The organism is Filomicrobium sp. (genome assembly GCF_025698805.1).
In the GTDB taxonomy this organism is placed as follows: Bacteria; Pseudomonadota; Alphaproteobacteria; order Rhizobiales; family Hyphomicrobiaceae; genus Filomicrobium; species Filomicrobium insigne.
This window is the reverse complement of the sequence record NZ_JAILWT010000008.1, coordinates 128177-150560: the sequence shown is the minus strand read 5'-3', so window position 1 is coordinate 150560 and position 22384 is coordinate 128177. Positions and strand designations below refer to the sequence as shown.

Sequence of the window (22384 nt, the reverse complement as noted above, 5' to 3'; positions counted from 1 at the left end):
CAATCGAGTATCGAGCAAGGTTCATACCAACTGATGCCTTGCTCGATTGCCGCTCAGGATCAGTTCCATATCGCGGTGTAGTCGTCGTAGACGGTGGACTCGGCACGATTTGAAACGGTTTGGAGTGCAAATGCGGCCACGTCGTATTTTCCGTATACAACGTGGGCGATTTCGGCGAGCTTGAGAAGCTCGGCGTCGGTTAGTTTTTCCGGATCATCCAGGTGGCGGACATATACACAATCTGCCCACAACAAACGGCCGGCGTGGAAAAAGCGGTCCTCCGTGACATCAAAGGCGTTGTAGCGCTGTCGGCCAAGGGTCGCGATGTCCATCAGAACGAAATCCAGCTCGCGCATATATCTGTCGATGTCGCTGAAAAGCGCTTCTCCCAAATAGATCTCTGTGAACTCAGCCTCCAAGTGGCAGATCAACGTTCGCGACAGAGTTTCTCGCGCGCCTTTTAAGACGGGTAGCGTTGCGCCTTGGACGTCGATCTTCACGAAATCAATCCAGCGATCAGCGATATTTTGTTCTGCAATGACATCATCAAGCCGGCGTGTTTCAACGGCTCGGCTTTCCACGATTTCTAATGCCTCGGCGAGTAAGGAAAACCGACGGGCAAGCGTAAGGTTTGGTTCAAGGAGCGAGGATGTTGGTTGCATGCGTGCAAGATTGAATGTTGCCGGATGACTGTCCCCGATGAAGTATGGCAACGTGCGAATTTCGCATCGGAGAGCTTTGTCGTCTTCGCTTGTCTCTACCTTGGGAGCATCTCGGTCGGTTGGATCGAAACCGATAATCAGGGATGGTCGGTACTTGGGGAGCGCCGCATACACGTGGGCCTCGAAAGTGAGCGGCTCGGCCCCGACATCAATAATTGTGAACTCGCCTCGTTGATGCTCGGTGGCGGACAATTCTGGCATCGCTACCGGCCGTGCAAGTAGTTGGCGGTTCGCGGCGAAGGTGGCCTTTGATTGTTCAGAATAGCACTGGATGGCTACGGTTCGCAGAGCATCTTCAACGGTGTTCCCGTGCGCGAGATATGCCGCAATGGTTTGGCGCGATTGCAAATCGGCTGTCCGGTCGAACAGTAGCTTCGTGGCAAAATTGGCTATGCTTTCTGAGATTACCTCAGCGGTGGACTGCCCTTCGTCGAGTGACTTTGCGATCCGGTCATTCAATTCCAGGCACTGCTCCGACAATTCGGTACAGCGCAAGCGCAGTTGTGCGATCTCGGTTTCCAATTTGGCGCGTATCGCCCGAGCCTCTTGCGCATCGTGTTCCGCTTTGACCAGTAGCTCTCGGCTTCGGGTCCACTCTTTCAGACGGACGCGATTGATGAAGCTCACGCCGCCGAGGTCGTATCGGAGGGACTTCCGTTTTTCACGCAGATAATCCCTGAGCCGTGGCGGGATGCGATGGTTGATTGCGGCGCGCAGATTTTCCGGATGGCGGAGGCGCCACAATCGCTTGATCTGAGTTTTTACCGGCTCGGGTAAGCGATGTTGAATTGCGATGTGCAGTCTTTGTGGATCGCGCAACATCCAAATGCGTTGATACAAGCTAAGTGGAACGTGTGCTGGGCCGTGAATGGGGTCGAAATTGATCCAGTCTGGAATTTCGCCCTTCGGTAAGTCCCCTGAACTTTGTTGAAGCTGGGAGAGTGCGTCGTCGTGTTCAAGCAAGATGTTCTTGAGCTGATGGAGATACCGTTGTTCCGAGGTTGTCTTTTGGGCCTCATGTTCGCGGCTCCGCCCAATGGTGTCTGGGATGTGAGTGATGATCGCGCCAGCGAGCCCCATTCTTATCCAGAGCTCCCAGTCCATCGCCCAGTACAGGTGCTGTTTCAGGTAGCCGCCAGACCTGTGCCAGATGTCGGCGGTGAACAGAACTTCCGGCTGGTAGAAATAGTCGCCGCGCTCCCATGAGTTGGTCCACATGAAGTGCTCGAAGAAGCCGAGGGGGACTGCGCGTCCATAAGGTAAGGCTGGGTGATGGAGCGAGGTAACTTCGGCGCTGTTTTCGGTAATCCGCTCGCATCCACCGACGATCAGGTCGCGCTGATTGTCTAGGAAAGCGAGCGCTGCGCGGCGTAGGGCGCCGGGGGCCAGCATGTCGTCGCTGTTGATCCACGTCAGGATATCGCCCGTTGCCAGATCAAGCCCCTTGTTGAGGCCATGCGATTGGCCTTCGTCCGGCTCAATGATGAGGCGTGAAAGTTGGGGCGCGTAGCGCTGCAGGATTTCCTGGCTGCCATCGGACGAAGCGGCGTCGATGACGATGTATTCAAGGTTGGGATAGCCTTGGTCGAGAACAGACCGAAGGCAATCTTCAAGGTAGGGAGCCTGATTGTAACTGACTGTTACGACCGAAATTTTGGGCCAATTGGTTTCGTGCAGACGATCGTTGGGTATGAAGAGCGGATCGAGATAACGGGGCCCGGGATCCAGGAACATGACGTGTTGAGGCCATTCGATAATGCGGCCGTCCCAGTCCGATGCGAAGCCCTCGGCCACTTTGGAATAGCGTTCGGTGCAGACATATTGCCCAGGAAGCACGCGGTGTCGAATAAGGTTGAGATCTGTTGTGGTGGCGGTGGCGTCGAGAATATAGCCTGCGATATCAGCTCGTGCGGTTGTTGGCGTATCAGCAAACCATTGAGCTAAAGAACCGGCTTGCGGGCGGCTGCGGTCGGGGTGGCCCGATTCAACTGGTTGACGTTTTCCTTCTCCGGATAGAACGCCAACTATTTTAAAGTCGCGTTGTTTCAGCTGTGCGCACAAAGGAGTCTGGCTTGCCGTGCCACAGGTTAGATAAGTCGATCCTGCGATCGAGTTTGTTGTGAGCCAATCAACCACGCTTTGATCGCGGGGCGCCTTTTCCTGACGCGGGGGGCTATTTTCTTGGAGTGGTCGCCAGGTGGCGGGGGAGGGCGCTTTTCCTTTCGTGATGGTCAGATCGAACGATGGGCGCGTCTTCGACTTTTCAATTTCGGCGTCGAATGTTCCGGATTTTTTTAAGTTGCGATCAAGCTGTTGACACCGTTCGGTCAGGGCGGAGACCTGGGAGGAAATGATACGCCGCGCCGTCACGATATCTGCGGCGGACGTCACTGCGATCTGGGTGCCCGCGTCTTTGTGCCAACCTTTGACTTCAAAGTACTGCAATCCGTTGTGACGACGCATCTCGGCCGTGCCCCCCATCATGGTGGGTCGATGCTCCCCCGTCCGCTTGAAAGGGACGCGAAGAGCAAGGGACCGCGTCAGATGCTGACGTCGTATAAATCAGCCGTCTGAATGATCTGAGGAGAATGACCCTGCCAAGTTGTTGTGCTGGGCTCAAGATAGATAGGGCGTGTTCCACATATTTTATGACCGCACTTTGCCCAGATTCTGCAAATACCAGTCGTAGGTATCGCGCAGGCCAACATCCAATGATGTTTGGGCATGCCAGCCGAGGCTGTTGATGCGGCTAACGTCCATCAGCTTGCGCGGTGTGCCGTCGGGTTTCGTGGGGTCTGTTGCGAGTTCGCCTTTGAAGCCGACGACGTCGCAGATGAGTGTCGCCAGGTCCTTGATCGTTATGTCACTGCCTACGCCGACGTTGATTGGTTCGGGGGCGTCATAATGCTCGGCAAGAAACACGAGCGCGTCGGCCAGATCGTCAACAAGCAGGAATTCGCGGCGGACTTGTCCTGTGCCCCATACGGAAAGTTTGTCTGAACCAGCGAGTTTCGCTTCATGCGCTTTACGCATGAGTGCCGGAATAACGTGCGCGCCTTCCAGATTGAAATTGTCACCGCGGCCGTAAAGGTTGGTCGGCATCACTGAAATGTAGTGCCGTCCGTATTGTTCGCGGTACGCCTGGGCCAGCTTTACGCCGGCAATCTTCGCGATCGCATACCATTGGTTTGTTGGTTCTAGAGGACCGGTGAGAAGACTGTCTTCGCTGATCGGTTGGGGAGCGTGTTTAGGATAGATGCAACTCGATCCGAGGAAGATCACTCGTTCGGTATCGTTGCGGTGGGCCGCATCGATCACGTTCGTTTCAATGACAAGATTGTCGTAAATGAATTCTGCTGGCCGCGTGGCATTGGCGAGAATTCCGCCCACAGTTGCAGCCGCTAGAAACACGACGTCAGGCTTATGAACTTCAAACCAATGGCGGACGTCGGCCTGGTTACGGAGATCGACCTCGTCTCGGCTTGTGGTCAGAGGCTCCATTCCGAGTTTACGCAATTGGCGCACCAGGGCCGCGCCGACCATTCCGCGATGGCCAGCAACGTAAATTCGCTTTCCGGCTAATTTGTATAGTTTTGTCAACGACCTTACCCCAGTCCGACCGATCCCTCGGCGCTGGTTCAATATCATAACTGCGATGCACCATATATGTCGCTGTCGCGTTAATGATAACGCGTGAAAGATCCCGCCACGTTTCACGGGATGGTGATGGCGCCGATGTGCTCGCTGTCGGGGGCGTCAGTAGTTCGCGTACGATTTTTCTTCCACGATCTGTGAGCCAAGGTGGAGATTTATTTCCTTTTTTATGGCGGCGCGCTCGTCGTTGGTGCGGTAGATCGCGCGAGCCGTTTCCAGGAACAGCTCGCCGAAATCCTTGTTACGTTCGCAATCCCGGATGGTGTCTTCCAGATTCCAAATGCGACCGTTTACGTTTTCGAGCCGCGTCTGCATCTCCATAACTTGTGGTAAGTTTGGGATATGCCGGTGTTGCTCGGCTCTTAATATCTCCAGCTCGCGGCGTACGTTCGTGAGCTTGTCGGAATCGCTTATGCGCTCCGATTTGATCTTCAGGATCGTGATCTTGTCGATCAACTCACCCGGAGCGACGGGGATCAGAATCACGTTGGCCGTCATGAAATCCCTCTGTGCGTTAGGCCAGGAATTGGCTGCTAACAGTTGCGGAGCCCTTTCAGTCACTTAGGATTGCGCGGCGCCGATCCGGGCCGTGACTTCGATCTCGACTTTCATCTCAGGCTTGATGAGACCGCAGATGACCATTGATGCTGCGGGTCTAATTTCGGAAAACTTGGGCCCAACCGCTGCAACAACGGCATCGACATGCGCGACGTCGGTTACGTAGTAGACCACGCGCACGACATCCGCGAGAGACGCTCCTGCGTCGGCAAGCGCTTTCGCTATTGTCTCCAGTGCATTTCTGGCCTGCTCCCCAGGGCAATCAGGCATCGTCATCGACGCGTAATCGTATCCGGTTGTGCCGGAGACATAGATCATGTCTCTGTCCTTGACGGCGCGAGAATAGCCAAACGTCTGTTCAAAAGGAGAGCCACTGGAAATGCGTTGAACCATGATGAGTTACCTGGTGATCCTTGTTGATGTTACCCGAGCGGGTGATGCATGTGGTGCGTCGTTGTGTTGAGAGCCTTTGCCGTGGTCTTCCGACCTTATGACGACACACGATAAGAGGGGTATTCGTCCATTTTGCCAACTAGTGTGTAAGTGAATTTAGAGAGTGTGGGGGAGCATACGGGGGACATGTTCAGAAAGATTTTTCACGGCCTGACGGGGCGGCTTGACCATATCCTTGCCTCTCATGGTCATACGTTTGCTATGAGCAAAGAGCTGCTTGAGAGGTCTCTTTTCTTGAATGGGCAGATCGCTGCGATGCAGGTTCGCCAGCGCGAGCAGATCAAGACGCTTGCTGATGTTGAATTCCGCGTGACGTCTCAGTGGGGTGAGGACGGCATTATTGAATGGCTGTGCCACAAACTGCCCAATATCGACCGTTCGTTCGTTGAATTTGGTGTCGAGAATTTTGGAGAGGCCAATACGAGGTTCCTGTTGCAGAACCGTGGCTGGCGCGGGCTCGTCCTCGATGGCAATTCGGCCCACATGGATTATGTGCGTTCAGAAGCGATCCATTGGAAGCATGATCTTGTTGCTGAGAGCGCTTTTATCACGGCTGAAAATATCAACGACCTGATCACTCGTAACGGGTTCGCAGGCGAGCTTGGTATTTTGAGTGTCGATATTGATGGAAATGACTATTGGGTTTTGAAGGCGATCGCCTCCGTCAATCCGGCGATTCTGATCGCGGAGATCAACGGTGTGTTGGGTGATCATCATTCAATCACTGTTCCGTACGATCCCTCGTTCCGACGTCTCTCCGCGCATCATTCGGGCCAATATTTTGGAGCTTCCATCAAAGCTATGATCTCGCTTGCAGAGGAGCGTGGCTATGCGTTCGTCGGCACCAACTCGACGGGTGTGAATGCGTTCTTTGTGCGCAGCGATCTTGCTGGACCCGTCCTTTCTTCGATCGAGACTATCAAGGCATGGCCTGCCCGGCATCGCGATTCACGCGACGTGAGTGGAGCGCTTACGTTTGCGCGTGGTCCGGCGAAGATCGATCTGATCAAAGATCTCCCAGTCTACGATTTGGAGCGGGACATAATCGTGCCGATTGAAAGTCTGTTGCCGCTTTATAGCGATGCTTGGGCACGCGAGATGTGAAGCGCTGGGGCTATATTGCTCGCAGATGGTGATGGTTCTGCCGTTGCTGTTGCGCGAAGGCCGATAAACAGGAGCACGAGCAACAGCAGACTGGCGAGGATGTGGGATAGGGTGCGATCCTTTTCTCGACAAAGTGGGGTTTCTTCCGAGCGGCGGCCGGCCCTCATGTAAATTCGTGGTGGCCGTTTCGATTGAGAGCTACGGCTGTGCCGCACTGATGGATGCATAACTCAACACTCCGTTCTCGTTAGCACTATCGGCAGGCGATTTTTTGCCGATAGTGCTTGGTCGATGGAACGGGTGAAAAGGTTCACACCCTTTTTTATAATTAGTCGCTTCTGCTGCTGCGCGTGGCTTCCTGAAGCGCGGCGGCAGCGTCGATACGGCCGGCGCCATATTCCTCGTCGTAACCTTCAGGTCCGAGATCGTGTGCAGTCCTGCTCAGAATAGAGCGGATGCGATCGGGAGATATTGCCGGATTGCGCTGATAGAGGAGCGCGGCCAAGCCACTGGCGTGGGCGGCAGCCATCGATGTGCCCGACAGGAAATTCATCGACTGTTCCGGCGCCAGTACCAGGATGTCGACTCCTGGCGCGGCGGCGGTGATGTAGGACCCGCGGTTGGCATCCGCATAGATGCGGTCTGCCTGGTCGGTGGCGGTGATGGCTATTACACTGCGATAGGCGGCAGGGTAGGCCGGCGCCGCCTTGGGACCATCGTTACCAGCAGCGGCGATGAAAATCGCACCCTTTTTGTATCCTTCCGTCGTGAGTTCTTCCAGCGTTGGGTCATGTGGGCCTGTGAAGCTCATGTTGAAGATACGGGCACCTTGCGTAAAAGCCCAATCAACGCTCTTGGCGAGGATGAAGCTGCTGGCCTCGACCTCCTTGCTCTTTTCGTCGACGTAAAAGGCGCGCACATCTAGCAGGCGTGCATCTGGGGCAACGCCTCGCACAGTCTTATGAGCCGACACAATGCCGGCAATAGCGGTTCCGTGGTCGGGTTTTGCACCTTTGCGATCCCCAATGGCGTCGAAGCGGTCAGCGACAGCACCCTCTAGCTCGGGATGAGTCTCTTCGATGCCGGTGTCGATGACCGCGACCAGAGTATCGCGACCGCTGGCGAGATGGTTGGCGGCTGGGGCACTAATTTTCGACAACGCGTACTGTAATTCGTCGGTCGTGGCTGCCCCATTGGATGGTGGCGCACCGCTGGCGACGTTGTACTTGGTGTCTGTTTTGTCTGAAGCGGCGGGGTTTGAGTGGCTTTCGGCTATAGCCGGTTCCGGTTCAATCGCGTTTGGCCGTTGGGGGAGCGGGGGAGCTTCCGCTTTGTTGCCTGGCGTCTTATCGGGCAACGTCGGATCTTCCTTTGAGCCGTCACCGGGATCAGGGGCATTTTCGTTTTGATCGTTCTGACCAGGTGATCCGTCAATCGGCTTTGGATTGCGCATCCTGTAGAGCAGGTTGGGTTGCGCAGAGATGACGCGCGGGTCAGAGGCGATGTCGCCCGTTACTTCCGCAACGTCGCGGCCGTTAGTGATCGTCATCCGTTGGAGACGTTGGCCGGTCAGCTCAATCATCGTGCTTTCTACGGGATTAAGGCCGTAGTCGGATGCGAGAGAGTTGACGTCGTTGTCGGTGAGGTCGCGAGACAAAAATACGATGACTTCATCCGGCACGTGCGGCGCATCGAATAGCTCCGCTGGAAATTCGGGACCGGGACCCGGATTTGGCGCGGGCAGAGGAGGTAGCGCGACCTTTTGGATATTGCCGCCATTGCCTGATCCAGAGCCGCCGCTCACCTTCGGGCGATGGACATCGATGCGATCGCTTCCACTTGGGCGGTCACGATCGACATCGGGGGTTACGAGCACCTGGGGCTGGATAAGCGGCCGGGTCACGCACGTATACACGTTGCCTGAGACTCGACGGCGGATGGTGCCCGCGAGGCAGTAACAGTGGCCGTAGCGTATCACGCCCCTGCGGCAGATGATGGATCTTCCAGCATCGGATCCGCTGCCACTGCCTCTACCTCTGTCGCGATTGCCAGGACGGGTATCGCGACCATCCCGGCCGTTCAGACGTCGGCGCATGGTTTCGGCCGGATCGAGGCGATTTGTGTTTGCGCCAGGAACGATAAGCTTTGGTGTTGCTCCGCGACGCCTACGTTCAAGGTCCAAGCGGCGTGCCCGGTTTGGGCGATTCAAGCGCTGAGGTGTGGTCAGACGTTGCCTATTTATGTTGGGGCCCGGAATGTGTTTTTGAATTTGGTTTGAGATGTTCGGAAAGCGTTTGTTGCTATTAAAGGATTGCGACAATGCCGGATCGGACAAGCTGATCGAGCCAAGCGCTGTGAAAAAAGCACCGGCGATCATGGGAATATATTCCCATGCCTTTGAACGTGTGGATTGTATCGTGGGCGTGCGCGTCATGGCTTTTTCGCTCCTGGCGCCTTTGCCGCAAAGCTAATCATTTTGTTGCTCGACTTAAAGCGCTCTATAAGGGCTATGGCATCTTTATCGCTCAGGTTTTCAGCCGATAGCCTAATACGGTAAATGCCGCCGGGCATGGGGCCTGCAACGATACTGGCGCCGAAAGTTTCCAGCAAAGATCCGATCTCGTTTATTGACGCTTCGGGTGTGAAACGCACCAGCGCGATAACGCCTGTGGCAGCTGGTTGCGCCTTGTCGCCAGAAGCTGTCTTGAACTGTGGCTGGGTGCCGTCGCCAACAAGCAAGACTCCAATCGTGACAGCCTGGATCGCTACGACGGTGGCGACTGCTGCAGCCGCCCATCTTAGTTTGGGAGCCGTCAGGTCATTGGCAAGGCTTTCCGTCCATGCCAACAGGCGCCGCGGGATGTTTGCTACGACGCGTTTCTTTTCGTAAGCGGCAACCTCTGCCAGTAAACGATCGAGAGAGCCGGCAGGTGCACCGGAAATTTCTTCGTTGCTGGTGATGCTGGCTTCCGCTTCATCTTCGATCAGTTTGAGCTGATGAGCCATATCGGGATGCGCGTTGAGATAGTCCTCGACGCGGCGCTGATCCTTCGGCGCGAGTTTGCCGCTGACGTACCAGGGTAACAGCATCTCGACTTCTTCGCGTTCGCTCATCTTTTCGTCATGTTCGGTCATGGCCAACCCCGGTCGACACCGGCCTCCGCCAATAGAACCGAGAGCCGCTTGCGAGCGTGAAACATGCGCGTTTTGACGGTATTCTCGGGAATGCCTACGATTGTGCTGACCTCGGCTATCGGCATCTCGTGGTAGTATACGAGGTCAATGATTTCGCGGTGTTCCGCACTGAGATGGTTCATGCAGGCGCGGATGACATCTGCTTTATTGCTCTTTTGAGCGGTTATGTCGGGCGTATCTGCGTCATCTGCCAAAGTGGTTGCCGCATCGTCGTCCATCGCGACCTCGCGGCGTCGGCGCATGACGCTGAAGGCTTTATTCCGTGCGATCGATAGGAGCCATGTCGACACAGCAGAGCGCGCTTCGAAGCGGCTCGCTTGCTTCCAGACGTCCATAAAGACTTCGTTGACCAGTTCTTCAGCCACGGCGTCGCTTCCCGTAATTCGTGAGATGAAACGGAAAACACGCACCTGATGGCGCGCGAACAGGGCCGCCAATGCGGTCTGATCGCCGGACGTAATTCGCTCGACCAACTCGCGGTCTGCAGCTGCCTGCTCCATCTGGCATCCTAAAAATCTCCCGATGCGTGTCGGATTAGTAGTCGCATCGGCGGCGGAAAAGGTTCAAAGCAAATTGCGTACAACCCATGAACGGGAGTTTTGCCGTCATAATGTCAGGTGACGGCCCGTAAAGAAAAAACGCGCTTAACGACATCCTATCAAAGCAAACCTAAAATTCGATGCGTGTTCCGTTATGTCCGGTGCCGGGCAGACCCATGGATTCGATGGGCCAAGCCTTTCTGTGACGCTGCAAATATGGAGGGTGGAAATGTCTGTGACTTCAAGAAATAGAGGTTGCCGCCTTCGCCGCAGCGCACATTTCGTAGCGGGTGTCGCTGCCGGGATCGGGCTGACGTTGTTAGTCGGAGCGTTTATGGGCGCTGGAATTGCCGATGCCCGAAAGTCTCTGCAGCCGAGCGTCGATACATTGATTTCAACTTCCGAAACGATCCTGGGCGAGCCGATCTCGTATCCCACCGGAACAGCGAAGGTTACGGCTGCCGTCATTACGGTGCCCGTTGGCGCATCGACAGGCTGGCACAGCCATGGGGTGCCTTTGTTCGCGTATATACTGGAGGGGGAGTTGACCGTGGACTACGGTGAGAACGGCGTGCGGACCTATCGTTCGGGCATCGGGTTCATGGAGGCCATCGATATCGCGCATGATGGGCGCAATGGCGGCGATAGCGATGTCCGCATCCTGGCGGTCTATATGGGAGCAGAAGGGAAGGCTCTTTCGCGGAAGGCTGGGCCGCCGTCCCAATAGTTTTGCATTTCGGCTGTCCTCTAGGTGACACCCTGCAAAGGAATTTTCAGGGCGCGTCGAATTGTGGGGGACAGATGCGCATGTTGCTTGGTGGACGTGTGGCTTTTGCGTAGGCTCGTTCCGATTTGGCCCAGTGATTCCTTGGACGATCGGAATGTCGACTCCTTCTCTGTGCTACAAAGATCTTCGTCCTCACGTCCGGTCAGGTGACCTGATTGCCTTTGAGAGTCACACTTTCTCCGGACGGATGGTTCGTGTCTGGAGCAGCAGCCGCTATGCCCACGTGGGTATAGCAATGTGGCTCAGTGCAGGAGGGGCCCGGCCGCGGCTCTTTCTATTAGAGGCCCGCAGTGGGCACGGGGTCGGGATGCGGCTTATGTCGAGTGCCGGTGCATGCTGGTACATCCCGACACGCATTAATTGGAACGCCGACGTCAATCGGTTCGTCTGGCCCCAACTCGGGACCACCGGGTACGACTGGATGTCCGTTTGGCGGCGTATCTTCTTCCTGCCTCCGCGTCGTGATGGCGTCTACTATTGCTCGGAGTTCGCTGGGGAGATCCTCTTGCGCGGCGGCTTCAAGCTTCCTGATGAGGCGCTCGTAGACCCAGGTGAACTCGTCTATGCCGTGCTACGAAACGGTCCGGGTCAGATTTTTTGGATGGATGCGCCTCCGAGGAAGGTAGAGGGACAGGCAAAAGCTATAACGCGCTCCCCTCGACAATCTGCAATTCCGCCTTAAAAAGGTTTCAGTGCTTAGCTCAATCTGAGCAGCTCATTCGCGAGGCCAAGCAGGTTCCCGTGAGAGCTGCCTTGTGCTTTTGCGTCCCAGGTGTTTGGGGGTCGGTGACTGTGTTGGGGGCTTCCGAGGCTTCTTTTCCGGAATGTCGTGGGTGGATTCTCCGGCGGCTTTGCCCGGCAGTGTGCGATCTTGCCCGCAATGCCTTTAGGAAGCGGGGGGCCTTGCCGCTTGGACAAAAGCTCTGGCTTTCTGGTGTGCAGCCAACCCACAGTCAGCTCTCCAGATCGCGTATCTGCGCGGGGCTTCTTTCTGTGAAGCTTCACAATGAGACAACTTTTGGCAGACGGTTTTGGGTGAGATCTCAGAACCGTGAGGATGGCTGTACGGATGCAGCGATATCTGCGACATCAGCCGACGGTGACAGAATGCAAGCTTTGAGAGGATGCCGGATATGACGCAATTGAGCCGAAGAAGGCTGGTGCAGGGGCTTGGTGCTCTCGCGGTGTCACCCGCTTTCAGCTCGTTTCCCAGTCCGGCTTACGCTCAGGGTGCTGCACGGATCGTTGTCGTTGGCGGTGGCGCGGGTGGGGCAACTCTCGCGAAGTACGTTAAGGTTGGTGCTCCCAATGCTAACGTGACTCTCGTTGAGCGCAGTCCGACCTATACGAGCTGCTTTTATTCCAATCTTTATTATGGCGGTTTCCGCACGCTCGAGTCCCTTACGCATTCCTACGACCAACTCCGCAGCATCGGTATCAATCTTATCCAGGATGTTGCCGTGGACGTGGATACCAGCGCACGCGTCGTGACGATGATGGGCGGCACACGCGTCTCTTATGACAAGTTGGTTCTTTCTCCAGGCATAGATATCGATCTGGAAGCAATCGAAGGGTACGACGCTGAGGCGACGCAGGTGATGCCGCATGCGTGGCGTGGTGGGGATCAAACAAGGCTGCTGAAATCACAGCTCGAAGCGATGGAGGATGGCGGGGTTGTTGTGATCGCAGCGCCAGCCAATCCTTATCGGTGTCCGCCGGGGCCCTATGAGCGCATCTGCATGATTGCGCATTACCTCAAGACCAACAAACCTCGCTCTAAAATCGTGCTGTTGGACGCGAAGACGAGTTTTGCAAAGCAACCCGTTTTCCAAGAGGCTTTTGAGACCCACTACAAGGGCATGATCGAGGTCAATCTGACCGATCAGATCGACAGTTTTGAGGTCGTGAAGGTCGATCCTCGGACCAAGACCATGACAGTGAAGTCCGGACAGCAGTTCAAGGCCGACGTCGGCAATGTTATCCCGCCGCAACGCGCGGGCGGAATTGCCTGGCGTGCCGGTTGTGTCGAGGGGCGGTGGTGCCCTGTGTCTCCAGAAAGCTTTGCATCCACCAAGGTCAAGGACGTCTATGTGATCGGCGATTCTTCAAACGCCGCACAGATGCCGAAGTCAGCATTTTCCGCCAATAGCCAAGCAAAGTACGTCGCCAACACACTGGTGGCGGAACTCAACGGGTTGAAACCTCTGCCTTCGCGCCTGCGCAATACCTGCTGGTCTCTGTTGGCACAAAACGACAGCGTCAAGGTTGGAGCGAGTTATTCTGTTGGTGAGCTCGCCGGCGCTCCCGGCTTGGTGGCTGCGGGGCCGTTCGTATCAGAACCGGCGGAACCGGCCAGCGTCCGGGCGCGGAACTTCAAGGAGTCCGAGGGCTGGTATTCGGCCATCACGATCGACATGTTCGCGGCGAGCTGATCGCACGAGGCTTTTGCAAGGGTTTGTCATGATGCCTTTCCGGATACCTGCAAGTATCGCTGCGTGCCTTTTGCTCAGCTTGTCCGCGCTGTCCGCCCATGCAGGATCGTTCCGTGCCACGCTGACATCAGGCGTGGAAGTGGTCGGCGATATCGTCGATTTCCACGATGGATATTACGACTTTCAGGTCGGCGAGACCTTAAAGCGGATCAAAGTTGAGGACGTCTCTGGGCTTAGTCTCGTCGAACTCACCGCAGCAAGAACTGGCGATCGTCCGAGTGGGGATAATGTCGTTCCGGCATTTACTTTGGAGAAGAGTTCCGGTCAGCCGGTAGCGGGACAGATCGTTCAATTCCAAGACGGATATTACACCGTGGCCACGGCGACAGGGACCGTTCAGGTTCCCGTCAGCGAAGTTACGAAGATCGCGTTAGCCTGGCAGGAAGCTTCCGAACCCAAGATTGCCGAGCCAAGCGTTGCGAAACTCAGCGGGACACTGCGAATTCGGGCGACTGCGGAGGGAGTGGAGCGCGTCGTGCCGGAGATCTTGCAGTTTTACGCTAAGGCGAGCGGTCAGACTGGGAAGTGGTCTCCACGTCAAGCGGATGGCTCGCGTATTTATAACGTCGGATTCTCGGGGGAACGAGAAGGTCTGCGTATCGAGCTACAGGCCGATGATCCGATTTCAGCCGTGGCAGCTGTGTTGGCTGGCAATTCCGATATTGCGATTCTTTCAGCGGAGCTAACGACAGAAGAGCTGGCCGCGGTCGCTGCAAAGGTTCCTGAGGGCGTGATCCGTTCACGGCCTGCTGCTGTTGGTTCGCAGGAAGCGGCCCCCGCAAAAATTGCGATAGAGTTGACGCGTTTGGGACCGTCAGGCGCAGTCGTAATCGTCAATGCCGATAATCCCATTGAAAAGCTCTCTTACGATCAGGTCTCTGGAATTTTCAGCGGGAAGATTACCGACTGGTCACAACTGGGAGGTCCACATCGGCGTATTCGCGTGCACTCATTGGCTCAGCATTCCGGGCTCAAGAGCATAGCCAAACGCACCGTTTTGAAGGGCGGCGACTTGATGCTGTCTGCGTATCAGGTGGATACGCTGTCGGAATTGGCGGAAATCGTCAGCACCGATCCAACGGCGATAGGTCTTACGGAAGCTGCGAGCGTGGGTAATACCAAGGCGCTAAAGATCGTCGATCAGTGCGGGACGGCGCGCGCGCCCGATGAGTTCACCTTGAAGCTTCACTCTTATCCGTTGTCGGACACGTATGCTGTTTATAGCCTGCCCGATGCAAACTCGCAGACGAAAGAGTTTCGGAATTTTTTAAAAGCCGACCTGACGCAAAGCTTTCTCAAGAGCCGTGGGCTGCCTAACGACCGCGTCGTTGCGGTACGCAGTCCCGGTTTGAGCATTAATACTGAGGTTGGTGCCGGGACCAGCGCAACAAACGCGGCGAACAAGCAAGATGCTATTGAGCGTGTCTCAACGGTCTTCGGTTTTGCAAGCGGTAGCGTCACGCCGATGGACGGTTCCGAGAAGAAGGTCGATGGGTTGAAGACTTTTCTCGATGACCGGGATGGGGAAAAACGCCGGATTGCTGTGGTTGGATTTTCGGATGCGATTGGAACTCTCGATCAGAATATCGCGGTTTCAAGCGCGCGAGCCCGGAGCATCCAGTCTCTCTTGTCGCAACATGGTATTAAGGCAGAGAAGATATTGGCTTTAGGGCCTATGTTTCCGATCGCATGCGAAGTAAACCCGGGCGGGGCGGAGCTTAATCGGCGTGTTGAGATCTGGCTGTATTAATCGGTGTTAGACTGCGGAAATGGGTGATCAATGATCCGCTCTTGCTTCATAGTTGGTTTGGTCGCGTTCGCGGCTTTTCTGCCGTTCGGCGTCCTCGCCGTCGATGGCTTGAGTGAGGCGGATCTCAAACGGTACGGGCATCAGCTTTCTCAGGAGTGTTTGACCTGCCATCGGCTGGACGGAAAAGACGTGGGTGTTCCTGCGATCGTTGATTTGTCCAGGGAGGAATTTGTCAAAGCCCTGCAACTGTACCGGACCGGGCTCCGCGCCAACCCAATCATGGTTTCGGTTGCGTCAACGCTAGATAATCAACAGATCGAGGCGTTGGCTGTTTATTTCAGTTCCCTGAAAGATAACAAGTAAGTCCTCGTTCAGTCTTTTCGTAAGGATGCCGGCGTCTAAGTGGGCTACTGTTGATCCCGGAGCAGCGCTTCGCGTAATGCGGCAAACTTATTTGCGATGTGAGTCTTGAGCAGGGGGCCGAGGCGTGAGGCGTCACGTTTGCTTAGAGCGGAGAGAATTGCTTCATGCTCTGCGACGGCTGCGGTCCAACGGTCCTTCGACAGATTTGCCATGTAGCGTGCGCGACGTATGCGTCCAGATGCATTCCGCATCATCTGAGCCAACGTTGTATTTCGAGACGCACGCACAATGAGACTGTGAACCGCTTCATTGACTTCGAAATAGCGATGTAGATCGCCCCTCTTGTAGCATTCAACCATTTCTGCTTGCAGGTCGCGAGCAGATTCAATTTCCTCGTCTGTGATGCTCTGGCAGGCCAGCTCGCCGGAAAGAGCTTCCAATGCGCCAATAATGGGAAATAGTTCTTCGAGGTCGTCGATGGTGAGTTCGGTGACTGAGGCTCCCCGATTGGGAGTCAGGAGAACCAGGCCTTCGGTCATAAGAATTTTCAACGCTTCGCGCAGCGGCGTGCGCGATACGGCGAACTGGTCGCAGAGAAGCTTTTCGGAGATCTTCTCTCCCGGTCGCAGATCCCCTTCGATGATCAGACGGCGCAGCTGGTCAGCCAGCTCCTCGTGAAGCGGGCGCCGTTCAATGGGAGCACCGAGAACCGTACTCATGAACCTTCTTCCTTCAAACGTTATTGGAGGCAGAATATAGGACTTGCGCGACGTGGACAGCTTCACGGCCCGTCATATCGACAATCTGATGACGACATGAGGTGCCATCTGCCACGACTATGGCGTCTGTTGGTGCTTCGCGAATGCGCGGCATCAAACTCAATTCGCCCATTGCGCGCGAAATCTCGTAGGTTTCGGCTTGATATCCGAAGGCCCCAGCCATGCCGCAGCAGGACGTTTGAATTAGTTCAACTTCGAGATCGGGGATAAGCTTAAGCGTTTGCTGAACCGGTGATACCACGTTGAATGCTTTTTGGTGGCAGTGGCCATGGAGAAGGGCACGCGACACCGGCAAGGAGGAGAGTTTCAGTTCGAAAGACCCCTCGGCGTGCTTGCGCGCGATGAATTCCTCAAACAGCAAGACCCGTGCTCCTAGTTCCTCATTCCACTCTGCGCCCAAAAGTGCTGGGGCTTCGTCGCGGAATGTGAGTAGGCAAGACGGTTCGAGGCCTACGACGTAGCCTCCCCGTTCAAGGATGGGTTTGATGACTTCGATCGTACGTCGCATTTCCTCTGCTGCTTGGTCCGTGAGGCCTGCCGATAGGAACGTCCGCCCGCAGCACAGCGGGCGTGAGCCTGTGAGCGGGGTCGCGTGCGCAACTTGAAACCCGGCACGTTTCAGGACGGCTTCGGCGGCGCGAAGATTGTCGGGCTCGAAGTATCGGTTGAAGGTGTCCGCGAAGAGCAGAACATCCGCGTCGGCCGGCGAGGTTTCATATTCGTCCGGCTCAAATACGTCCGTGCGCCATTGCGGTAAGGGTCGGGCGGCGCTCATGCCCACAACTCGCTCAGAGATCCAGGCGGCACCAGGGATACGATCGCGCAAGTTCAACAGGCCTGCTGCGCGAGATGCTTTCTGCGCATAGTGCGGCAGATACGCGACCATGCGGTCGCGGAGGGAAAGGCCATGCCGCTTTGCTCTTGCAGCGGACACGTCGATTTTCATCTTGGCCATGTCAACGCCCGTTGGGCATTCACGGCGGCAGGCCTTGCAGGAGACGCACAGCTTCATGGTTTCTGCCATGGCGTCGCTGGTGAGTGCGTTCGGACCAAGTTGGCCGGATATGGCCAAGCGGAGGGAATTGGCGCGTCCGCGCACGAGATCGCGTTCGTTGCGCGTTACGCGATAGGACGGACACATGACACCGTCTTTGAGTTTGCGACAGGCGCCATTGTTATTGCACATCTCCACCGCGCCCTGAAAACCGCGACCCGATCCGTAGTGGCCGGACCAAGTGAATGCGGATTGTATCTCCGGGACGTTGTATTCGGGAGCGTAGCGTAGAAGATTGCGATCATCCATGCGCGGTGGACGGACGATTTTTCCGGGGTTGAGAAGCCCGTCAGGGTCCATCCGATCCTTTACCCAATTGAAGTTCTCAACCATGCGTTCGCCGAACATGGTGCGGTGAAACTCAGAGCGAACGATCCCGTCACCGTGCTCGCCGGAGTGGGAGCCGCGATAGCTGCGGACAAGCTCGAATGCTTCCTCGGCGATGGCGCGCATTTGTTTGACGCCGGTGTCCAACTTGAGGTTCAGGACCGGGCGGACGTGAAGGGTGCCCACGGACGCGTGGGCATACCAGGTTCCGTCCGTGTCGTGTTTGCGGAAGATGCCGGTGAGGCGGTCGGTATACTCGGCTAGGTCTTTGAGTTCGACAGCGCAGTCTTCGACGAAGGAGACGGGTTTTCCTTCGCTCTTCATCGACATCATGATGTTGAGGCCCTGCTTGCGGACCTCAATAATTTGCTTTTGGAACTCGGGGTCGATAGCTCGGACAACACCGCCGTCCTTCTTGCCGGGATCGCCCCAACGGAAGCCAAGATCCGCCATCAGATCTTCCAAGGCGTCCAGGCGTTTGAGGTTCTCGTTCTGATCCGGCTCCGCAAACTCCACGATGAGCAGCGCGGCGGGCTCTCCGCGCACGAAGGCATCAACGATTGGCTTGAACATCGCGATCTTGCGGCCAAGCTCGATCATATTGCTGTCCACCAACTCGACGGCGGTCGGATCGAGTTTGACGAGGTGCTGGGTTGCGTCCATTGCCTCGTAAAACGTCGGGAAATGGCAGACACCCAGAACCTTCGAGCTCAGGATGGGCGACAATTTCAACGTAATACGTTCGCTAAGGGCGAGCGTGCCTTCCGACCCGACGAGCAGGTGCGCGAGGTTATTGCCCTTCGCGTTGGGAAGGAGAGCATCGACGTTATAGCCACCGACGCGGCGAATAATGTCAGGAAAGCGGAGACGAATTTCTTCGGCTTCGCGCGAGCCAAGGGCCAACAAATCGCGGAAAAGCTCGCGGTTGGGGTCGGCTTCGTTGAGACCTTGCAGGTTTGTTTCGACCTGAGCGAAGCGGGCTCGACGGCCGTTCGCCAGGATGGCATCAATTGCCAAAACGTTGTCGCGTGACGTTCCGTAACGGATGGATCGCGCGCCACATGAATTATTTGCGGTCATGCCGCCGAGTGTGCAGCGTGAGGATGTCGAGACATCGACGGGATACCAGAGGCCATGCGGCTTCAGGTGATCGTTGAGTGTATCGAGAACGAGCCCGGGTTCGACGACGGCTGTGCGTGCTTCGGGATCGACTTCGATCAACTTGTTCAGGTGTTTCGAAAGATCGATGACGATTGCTTCATTGACCGTCTGACCGCTTTGGGAGGTGCCGCCGCCACGGGGAAGGACCGGTACACCGGCTTCTCGTGCAATCGCCAATGTCGCTTCAACGTCGGCAATCGTACGGGGGATGACGACCCCAAGCGGCATCATCTGGTAGATCGATGCGTCGGTCGCGTATCGGCCGCGGCTAAACTTGTCGAATAGGATCTCGCCCTCTATCGCCCGGCTCAGCTGCCGTTCAAGGCCTTCAGTATCGGGTTGATGCGTTCTCGACATGGCCACCGGCTTTGCTGCTGTTTGTGGGGGCGAAGACATTGCATAGTTGACAATGGCTCACCGTTCAATTTTTGTATTCAAAATGCGAAATAAAAAATTCGCCAAGTGATCTGGGGGTAAGAATTTCCTTCAGGTGCAGAGGTGACGGGAGCGGAGGATATACAAATGTACAAATCGGGCCGGCATTTCCTCCAAATTCCTGGACCTTCGAATGTACCTGATCGTGTCCTTCGCGCGATGGATTTCCCGACAATGGACCACCGCGGGCCGGATTTTGCCGACATCGGCAAAAAGGCTCTTGAGGGAATGAAGTCCATCTTCAAGACCGAGCAGGATGTCGTGATTTTCCCGTCCTCCGGGACGGGGGCGTGGGAAGCCGCTCTGGTTAATACTTTGTCAGCTGGTGATCGCGTGCTGATGTATGAGACCGGACACTTCGCGACCCTGTGGCAGGCGCTCGCAAAGCGGCTTGGACTCCAGCCGGAATTCATTCCCAGCGATTGGCGCAGCGGTGCTGATCCGGAGAAAATCGAAGCGTATCTGCGGGCAGACAAGAACCACGAAATCAAGGCTGTCTGTGTCGTCCACAACGAGACATCGACCGGTTCGGTTACGCAGGTCAAAGAGGTCAGAGATGCCATAGATTCTGCGGGGCATCCGGCTTTGCTGATGGTCGACAGCATCTCGGGACTCGCGTCGATTGATTTTCAGTTTGATGCGTGGGGCGTCGACGTTGCGGTTTCCGGATCCCAGAAGGGCTTGATGCTTCCGCCGGGCCTTTCGTTCAATGCGATCAGCGCGAAGGCGCGCGCGGCAAGTGCCAAGGCAACGCTGCCGAAGTCTTATTGGGCTTGGGATGAAATGAAAGGCCCGAACGAGAAGGGGTATTTTCCATATACGCCGGCAACGAACCTTCTCTATGGCCTCAATGTTGCGATCGATATGCTGCATGAGGAAGGTTTGGACGCCGTATTTGCGCGACATGCCCGGCACGGCGAGGCTACGCGGCAGGCGGTGCGGACCTGGGGGCTCGACATCCTCTGCAGCGACCCAAGACATTACTCCAACGTGCTGACGACAGTCGTGATGCCCACAGGGAGCAGCGCTGACGCGTTCCGTAAGACAACGCTCGACAATTTCGACATGTCACTCGGGAGTGGATTATCAAAGGTTGCCGACCGTGTCTTTCGTATAGGCCATCTTGGCCATTTTAACGACTTGATGCTGATGGCAACGCTGTCTGGTGTCGAGATGGGACTGAAACTTGCGAGCGTTCCTCACAATCGGGGTGGCGCGCAAGCGGCAATGGACTATCTTACCAACTCAGAACGACCGACCGAGGCGATCGCCGCGGCCCAATAAGAATCAATAATTAAAAGCAACTGATAAAAACCTTCGGGAGGAGGACCCCAAATGAAACGAATGACGCTGTTGGCTGCGTCCGCGGCCGCTGTCCTGTTCGCCACTCCAGCAATGGCGGACAAGCTTGTGCTCAAATTCGGTCACGTCGGTGAACCCGGTTCGTTGTTTGAGGCGAGTGCCAATGCCTTTGCTGCATGCTCGAACAAAGCTCTTGGTGATAAGGCTGAAGTTCAGACCTTCGGATCTTCTCAGCTCGGCAAGGACAGTGAGCTGCTTCAGAAGTTGAAGCTTGGCCAAGTAACTTTCGCTCTACCTTCGTCGGTCATGTCGTCCGTTGCCAATGAGTTTGGCGTGTTCGAGATGCCCTACATCATTAAAAGCCGCGATCACATGCGGCGGGTGCAGAAGGCATTGATGGAGAGCACCTTCCAACCTGCGGTTAAGGCGAAGGGCTATCGTATCATCGGCTTGTTCGAAAATGGCTTCCGCCACATCACGAACAACGTCCGTCCGATCAAGGTGCCGGCAGATCTGTCCGGTATCAAGCTGCGTACGCCTAAGGGTGTTTGGCGGTTGAAGATGTTCAAGCTCTACGGCGCAAACCCGACGCCGATGGCATTCTCAGAGGTCTTTACGGCCTTGCAGACGAACGTCATTGACGGACAGGAAAATCCCTATGCGCAGATCGCGTCCGCGAAATTCCAGGAAGTTCAGAAGTACCTGACGATCACCAACCACGTTTACACACCAGGGTATGTTCTGGTGTCCGACAATCACTTCGGCAAGTTGCCGCAAGATGTTCAGGACGCACTCGTAAAGTGCGGTGCTGAAACCCAGGACTTCGTCTACAAGAAGGCGGCAGAGCTTGAAGTTGAGCTTCTGAAGGTCATTAAGGACGCTGGAGTGGAAGTGAACGAAGCGGACAACGCCGCATTCGTAGAGGCTTCTAAGCCGATCTATGACGAATACGCCGAAAGCTTCGATGGTGCGAGGAAGCTGGTTGAGACCGTGCAGTCTTTGGCGGACGGTTCGTAAACTCGCGCGAAGTTTCTGAGATTGGGCACGCTGCCGCGTGCCCAATCCGAAACTGTTCCTTCCAGGAGCGCCTTTGTCTCGTTCGCCGGACGCTCAACGGTACGTACGGCACATCTTCCACGATTATCGCGAGAAGAGCATTCCACTATGATCAGTGCTGTACGACGAGGCCTTGAACTCGTCTTGGAATGGGCGACCATCCTTTTGATGGTGTCCTTGACCGTCGTCGTTATCGTCGGCGTTTCATTCCGTATCGTTGGCGACTCATTGTCCTGGTACGACGAGATCGCAGCAATCCTACTCGCATGGATTACCTATTACGGTGCGGCCCTCGCTGCGCTGAAACGGAGGCATATCGGTTTCGATACCGTGTTGCTTTTGATCCCCATGCCGTTGCGGATGGTGGCTTTGTTGGTGGCAGAAGTCACGGTCGTTGGCTTCTTTGCAATCCTTGCTCTCACAGGCATGCAGGTTCTTCAGGTTTTGGAGGGTGAAACCCTTATCTCCCTGACTTGGATGCCTGTTCAATTCACGCAGTCGATCATTCCCGTTGGTGCAGTGCTGTTCATCATCTGCGAGCTTCTTAGCCTGCCTGAATACTGGGGCTTGACCGCGGCAGGTAAGTCGCTGGAGCACGAAGAGATCGAAGAAGACGTCAAATCTGAGCTCGAGAAAGCGAAGGCGCGATAGGC

General features: G+C 55.9%; 18 protein-coding genes. 9 read left to right on the top strand and 9 right to left on the bottom strand.

The features are described from left to right. Window positions 1–59 precede the first annotated feature (59 nt). The 4 genes from K5845_RS18240 to K5845_RS18225 all read right to left on the bottom strand — a co-directional run bounded on the left by K5845_RS18240 (window position 60) and on the right by K5845_RS18225 (window position 5327). Window positions 60–3206, bottom strand: coding sequence for an FkbM family methyltransferase (locus K5845_RS18240; protein ID WP_287959631.1), 3147 nt, complete (start codon window positions 3204–3206; stop codon window positions 60–62). A 162-nt stretch (window positions 3207–3368) separates the two neighbouring features. Continuing rightward, the gene (locus tag K5845_RS18235) at window positions 3369–4322 is read right to left on the bottom strand and encodes a GDP-L-fucose synthase family protein (protein WP_287959630.1); all 954 of its coding nucleotides are present in this window, start codon (window positions 4320–4322) and stop codon (window positions 3369–3371) included. Between the two features lie 156 nt (window positions 4323–4478). Beyond that, window positions 4479–4874, bottom strand: a complete 396-nt coding sequence (locus tag K5845_RS18230; RefSeq protein WP_046479344.1) for a DUF6165 family protein — start codon at window positions 4872–4874, stop codon at window positions 4479–4481. Between the two features lie 63 nt (window positions 4875–4937). Further along, window positions 4938–5327 (bottom strand): RidA family protein, encoded by a 390-nt coding sequence (locus K5845_RS18225; protein ID WP_046479345.1) that lies wholly within the window; start codon window positions 5325–5327, stop codon window positions 4938–4940. A gap of 186 nt (window positions 5328–5513) precedes the next feature. Here K5845_RS18225 and K5845_RS18220 point away from each other — a divergent pair, with 186 nt between their 5' ends. Then, complete coding sequence (locus tag K5845_RS18220; protein WP_287959629.1) at window positions 5514–6491, top strand: hypothetical protein; 978 nt, start codon at window positions 5514–5516, stop codon at window positions 6489–6491. Window positions 6492–6819: 328 nt separating this feature from the next. On the opposite strand, the gene K5845_RS18215 is transcribed toward K5845_RS18220, so the two are convergent. From K5845_RS18215 to K5845_RS18205, 3 genes are all read right to left on the bottom strand, one after another. Beyond that, the gene (locus K5845_RS18215; RefSeq protein WP_287959628.1) at window positions 6820–8394 is read right to left on the bottom strand and encodes a S8 family serine peptidase; all 1575 of its coding nucleotides are present in this window, start codon (window positions 8392–8394) and stop codon (window positions 6820–6822) included. Window positions 8395–8921: 527 nt separating this feature from the next. Further along, the gene (locus K5845_RS18210) at window positions 8922–9626 is read right to left on the bottom strand and encodes an anti-sigma factor (RefSeq protein WP_287959627.1); all 705 of its coding nucleotides are present in this window, start codon (window positions 9624–9626) and stop codon (window positions 8922–8924) included. Continuing rightward, window positions 9623–10186 (bottom strand): sigma-70 family RNA polymerase sigma factor, encoded by a 564-nt coding sequence (locus K5845_RS18205; RefSeq protein WP_046479347.1) that lies wholly within the window; start codon window positions 10184–10186, stop codon window positions 9623–9625. Before K5845_RS18205 ends, K5845_RS18210 begins: the two co-directional genes overlap by 4 nt. A 268-nt stretch (window positions 10187–10454) precedes the next feature. Between K5845_RS18205 and K5845_RS18200 the strand changes: the two genes are divergently transcribed. The 5 genes from K5845_RS18200 (at window position 10455) to K5845_RS18180 (ending at window position 15617) form a co-directional block, all read left to right on the top strand. Beyond that, window positions 10455–10952 carry a cupin domain-containing protein gene (locus K5845_RS18200; protein ID WP_287959626.1) on the top strand — a complete coding sequence of 166 codons (498 nt, stop codon included), beginning with the start codon at window positions 10455–10457 and terminating at the stop codon, window positions 10950–10952. A 376-nt stretch (window positions 10953–11328) separates the two neighbouring features. Then, complete coding sequence (locus tag K5845_RS18195) at window positions 11329–11694, top strand: hypothetical protein (protein ID WP_139165323.1); 366 nt, start codon at window positions 11329–11331, stop codon at window positions 11692–11694. Window positions 11695–12145: 451 nt separating this feature from the next. After that, window positions 12146–13444 carry an NAD(P)/FAD-dependent oxidoreductase gene (locus K5845_RS18190; protein ID WP_046479349.1) on the top strand — a complete coding sequence of 433 codons (1299 nt, stop codon included), beginning with the start codon at window positions 12146–12148 and terminating at the stop codon, window positions 13442–13444. Between the two features lie 28 nt (window positions 13445–13472). Beyond that, a complete protein-coding gene (locus K5845_RS18185) occupies window positions 13473–15254 on the top strand; it encodes a phosphate ABC transporter substrate-binding/OmpA family protein (protein ID WP_287959625.1) in 1782 nt (593 codons plus the stop codon). Between the two features lie 30 nt (window positions 15255–15284). Further along, a complete protein-coding gene (locus tag K5845_RS18180) occupies window positions 15285–15617 on the top strand; it encodes a c-type cytochrome (protein WP_052744041.1) in 333 nt (110 codons plus the stop codon). 44 nt (window positions 15618–15661) lie between these two features. Here the strand turns inward: K5845_RS18180 and K5845_RS18175 are convergent, their stop codons facing one another. Together K5845_RS18175 and K5845_RS18170 are read right to left on the bottom strand one after the other, a co-directional pair. Then, a complete protein-coding gene (locus K5845_RS18175) occupies window positions 15662–16336 on the bottom strand; it encodes a GntR family transcriptional regulator (RefSeq protein WP_046479351.1) in 675 nt (224 codons plus the stop codon). A 13-nt stretch (window positions 16337–16349) separates the two neighbouring features. After that, the gene (locus K5845_RS18170; protein ID WP_287959624.1) at window positions 16350–19295 is read right to left on the bottom strand and encodes an FAD-binding and (Fe-S)-binding domain-containing protein; all 2946 of its coding nucleotides are present in this window, start codon (window positions 19293–19295) and stop codon (window positions 16350–16352) included. A 165-nt stretch (window positions 19296–19460) separates the two neighbouring features. Between K5845_RS18170 and K5845_RS18165 the strand changes: the two genes are divergently transcribed. The 3 genes from K5845_RS18165 (at window position 19461) to K5845_RS18155 (ending at window position 22382) form a co-directional block, all read left to right on the top strand. Beyond that, a complete protein-coding gene (locus tag K5845_RS18165) occupies window positions 19461–20657 on the top strand; it encodes a pyridoxal-phosphate-dependent aminotransferase family protein (protein WP_046479353.1) in 1197 nt (398 codons plus the stop codon). A 51-nt stretch (window positions 20658–20708) separates the two neighbouring features. Then, the gene (locus tag K5845_RS18160; RefSeq protein WP_046479354.1) at window positions 20709–21692 is read left to right on the top strand and encodes a TRAP transporter substrate-binding protein; all 984 of its coding nucleotides are present in this window, start codon (window positions 20709–20711) and stop codon (window positions 21690–21692) included. A gap of 147 nt (window positions 21693–21839) precedes the next feature. Continuing rightward, window positions 21840–22382 (top strand): TRAP transporter small permease, encoded by a 543-nt coding sequence (locus K5845_RS18155; RefSeq protein WP_046479355.1) that lies wholly within the window; start codon window positions 21840–21842, stop codon window positions 22380–22382. Window positions 22383–22384 lie beyond the last annotated feature (2 nt).

What these genes read in the sequence shown, in the direction of transcription:
- K5845_RS18240 (WP_287959631.1), bottom strand. Translation starts at nt 3,206, where the DNA reads ATGATGGGGGGCACGGCCGAGATGCGTCGTCACAACGGATTGCAGTAC.
- K5845_RS18230 (WP_046479344.1), bottom strand. Translation starts at nt 4,874, where the DNA reads ATGACGGCCAACGTGATTCTGATCCCCGTCGCTCCGGGTGAGTTGATC.
- K5845_RS18225 (WP_046479345.1), bottom strand. Translation starts at nt 5,327, where the DNA reads ATGGTTCAACGCATTTCCAGTGGCTCTCCTTTTGAACAGACGTTTGGC.
- K5845_RS18220 (WP_287959629.1), top strand. Translation starts at nt 5,514, where the DNA reads ATGTTCAGAAAGATTTTTCACGGCCTGACGGGGCGGCTTGACCATATC.
- K5845_RS18210 (WP_287959627.1), bottom strand. Translation starts at nt 9,626, where the DNA reads ATGACCGAACATGACGAAAAGATGAGCGAACGCGAAGAAGTCGAGATG.
- K5845_RS18205 (WP_046479347.1), bottom strand. Translation starts at nt 10,186, where the DNA reads ATGGAGCAGGCAGCTGCAGACCGCGAGTTGGTCGAGCGAATTACGTCC.
- K5845_RS18200 (WP_287959626.1), top strand. Translation starts at nt 10,455, where the DNA reads ATGTCTGTGACTTCAAGAAATAGAGGTTGCCGCCTTCGCCGCAGCGCA.
- K5845_RS18195 (WP_139165323.1), top strand. Translation starts at nt 11,329, where the DNA reads ATGTCGAGTGCCGGTGCATGCTGGTACATCCCGACACGCATTAATTGG.
- K5845_RS18190 (WP_046479349.1), top strand. Translation starts at nt 12,146, where the DNA reads ATGACGCAATTGAGCCGAAGAAGGCTGGTGCAGGGGCTTGGTGCTCTC.
- K5845_RS18185 (WP_287959625.1), top strand. Translation starts at nt 13,473, where the DNA reads ATGATGCCTTTCCGGATACCTGCAAGTATCGCTGCGTGCCTTTTGCTC.
- K5845_RS18180 (WP_052744041.1), top strand. Translation starts at nt 15,285, where the DNA reads ATGATCCGCTCTTGCTTCATAGTTGGTTTGGTCGCGTTCGCGGCTTTT.
- K5845_RS18175 (WP_046479351.1), bottom strand. Translation starts at nt 16,336, where the DNA reads ATGAGTACGGTTCTCGGTGCTCCCATTGAACGGCGCCCGCTTCACGAG.
- K5845_RS18170 (WP_287959624.1), bottom strand. Translation starts at nt 19,295, where the DNA reads ATGTCGAGAACGCATCAACCCGATACTGAAGGCCTTGAACGGCAGCTG.
- K5845_RS18165 (WP_046479353.1), top strand. Translation starts at nt 19,461, where the DNA reads ATGTACAAATCGGGCCGGCATTTCCTCCAAATTCCTGGACCTTCGAAT.
- K5845_RS18160 (WP_046479354.1), top strand. Translation starts at nt 20,709, where the DNA reads ATGAAACGAATGACGCTGTTGGCTGCGTCCGCGGCCGCTGTCCTGTTC.
- K5845_RS18155 (WP_046479355.1), top strand. Translation starts at nt 21,840, where the DNA reads ATGATCAGTGCTGTACGACGAGGCCTTGAACTCGTCTTGGAATGGGCG.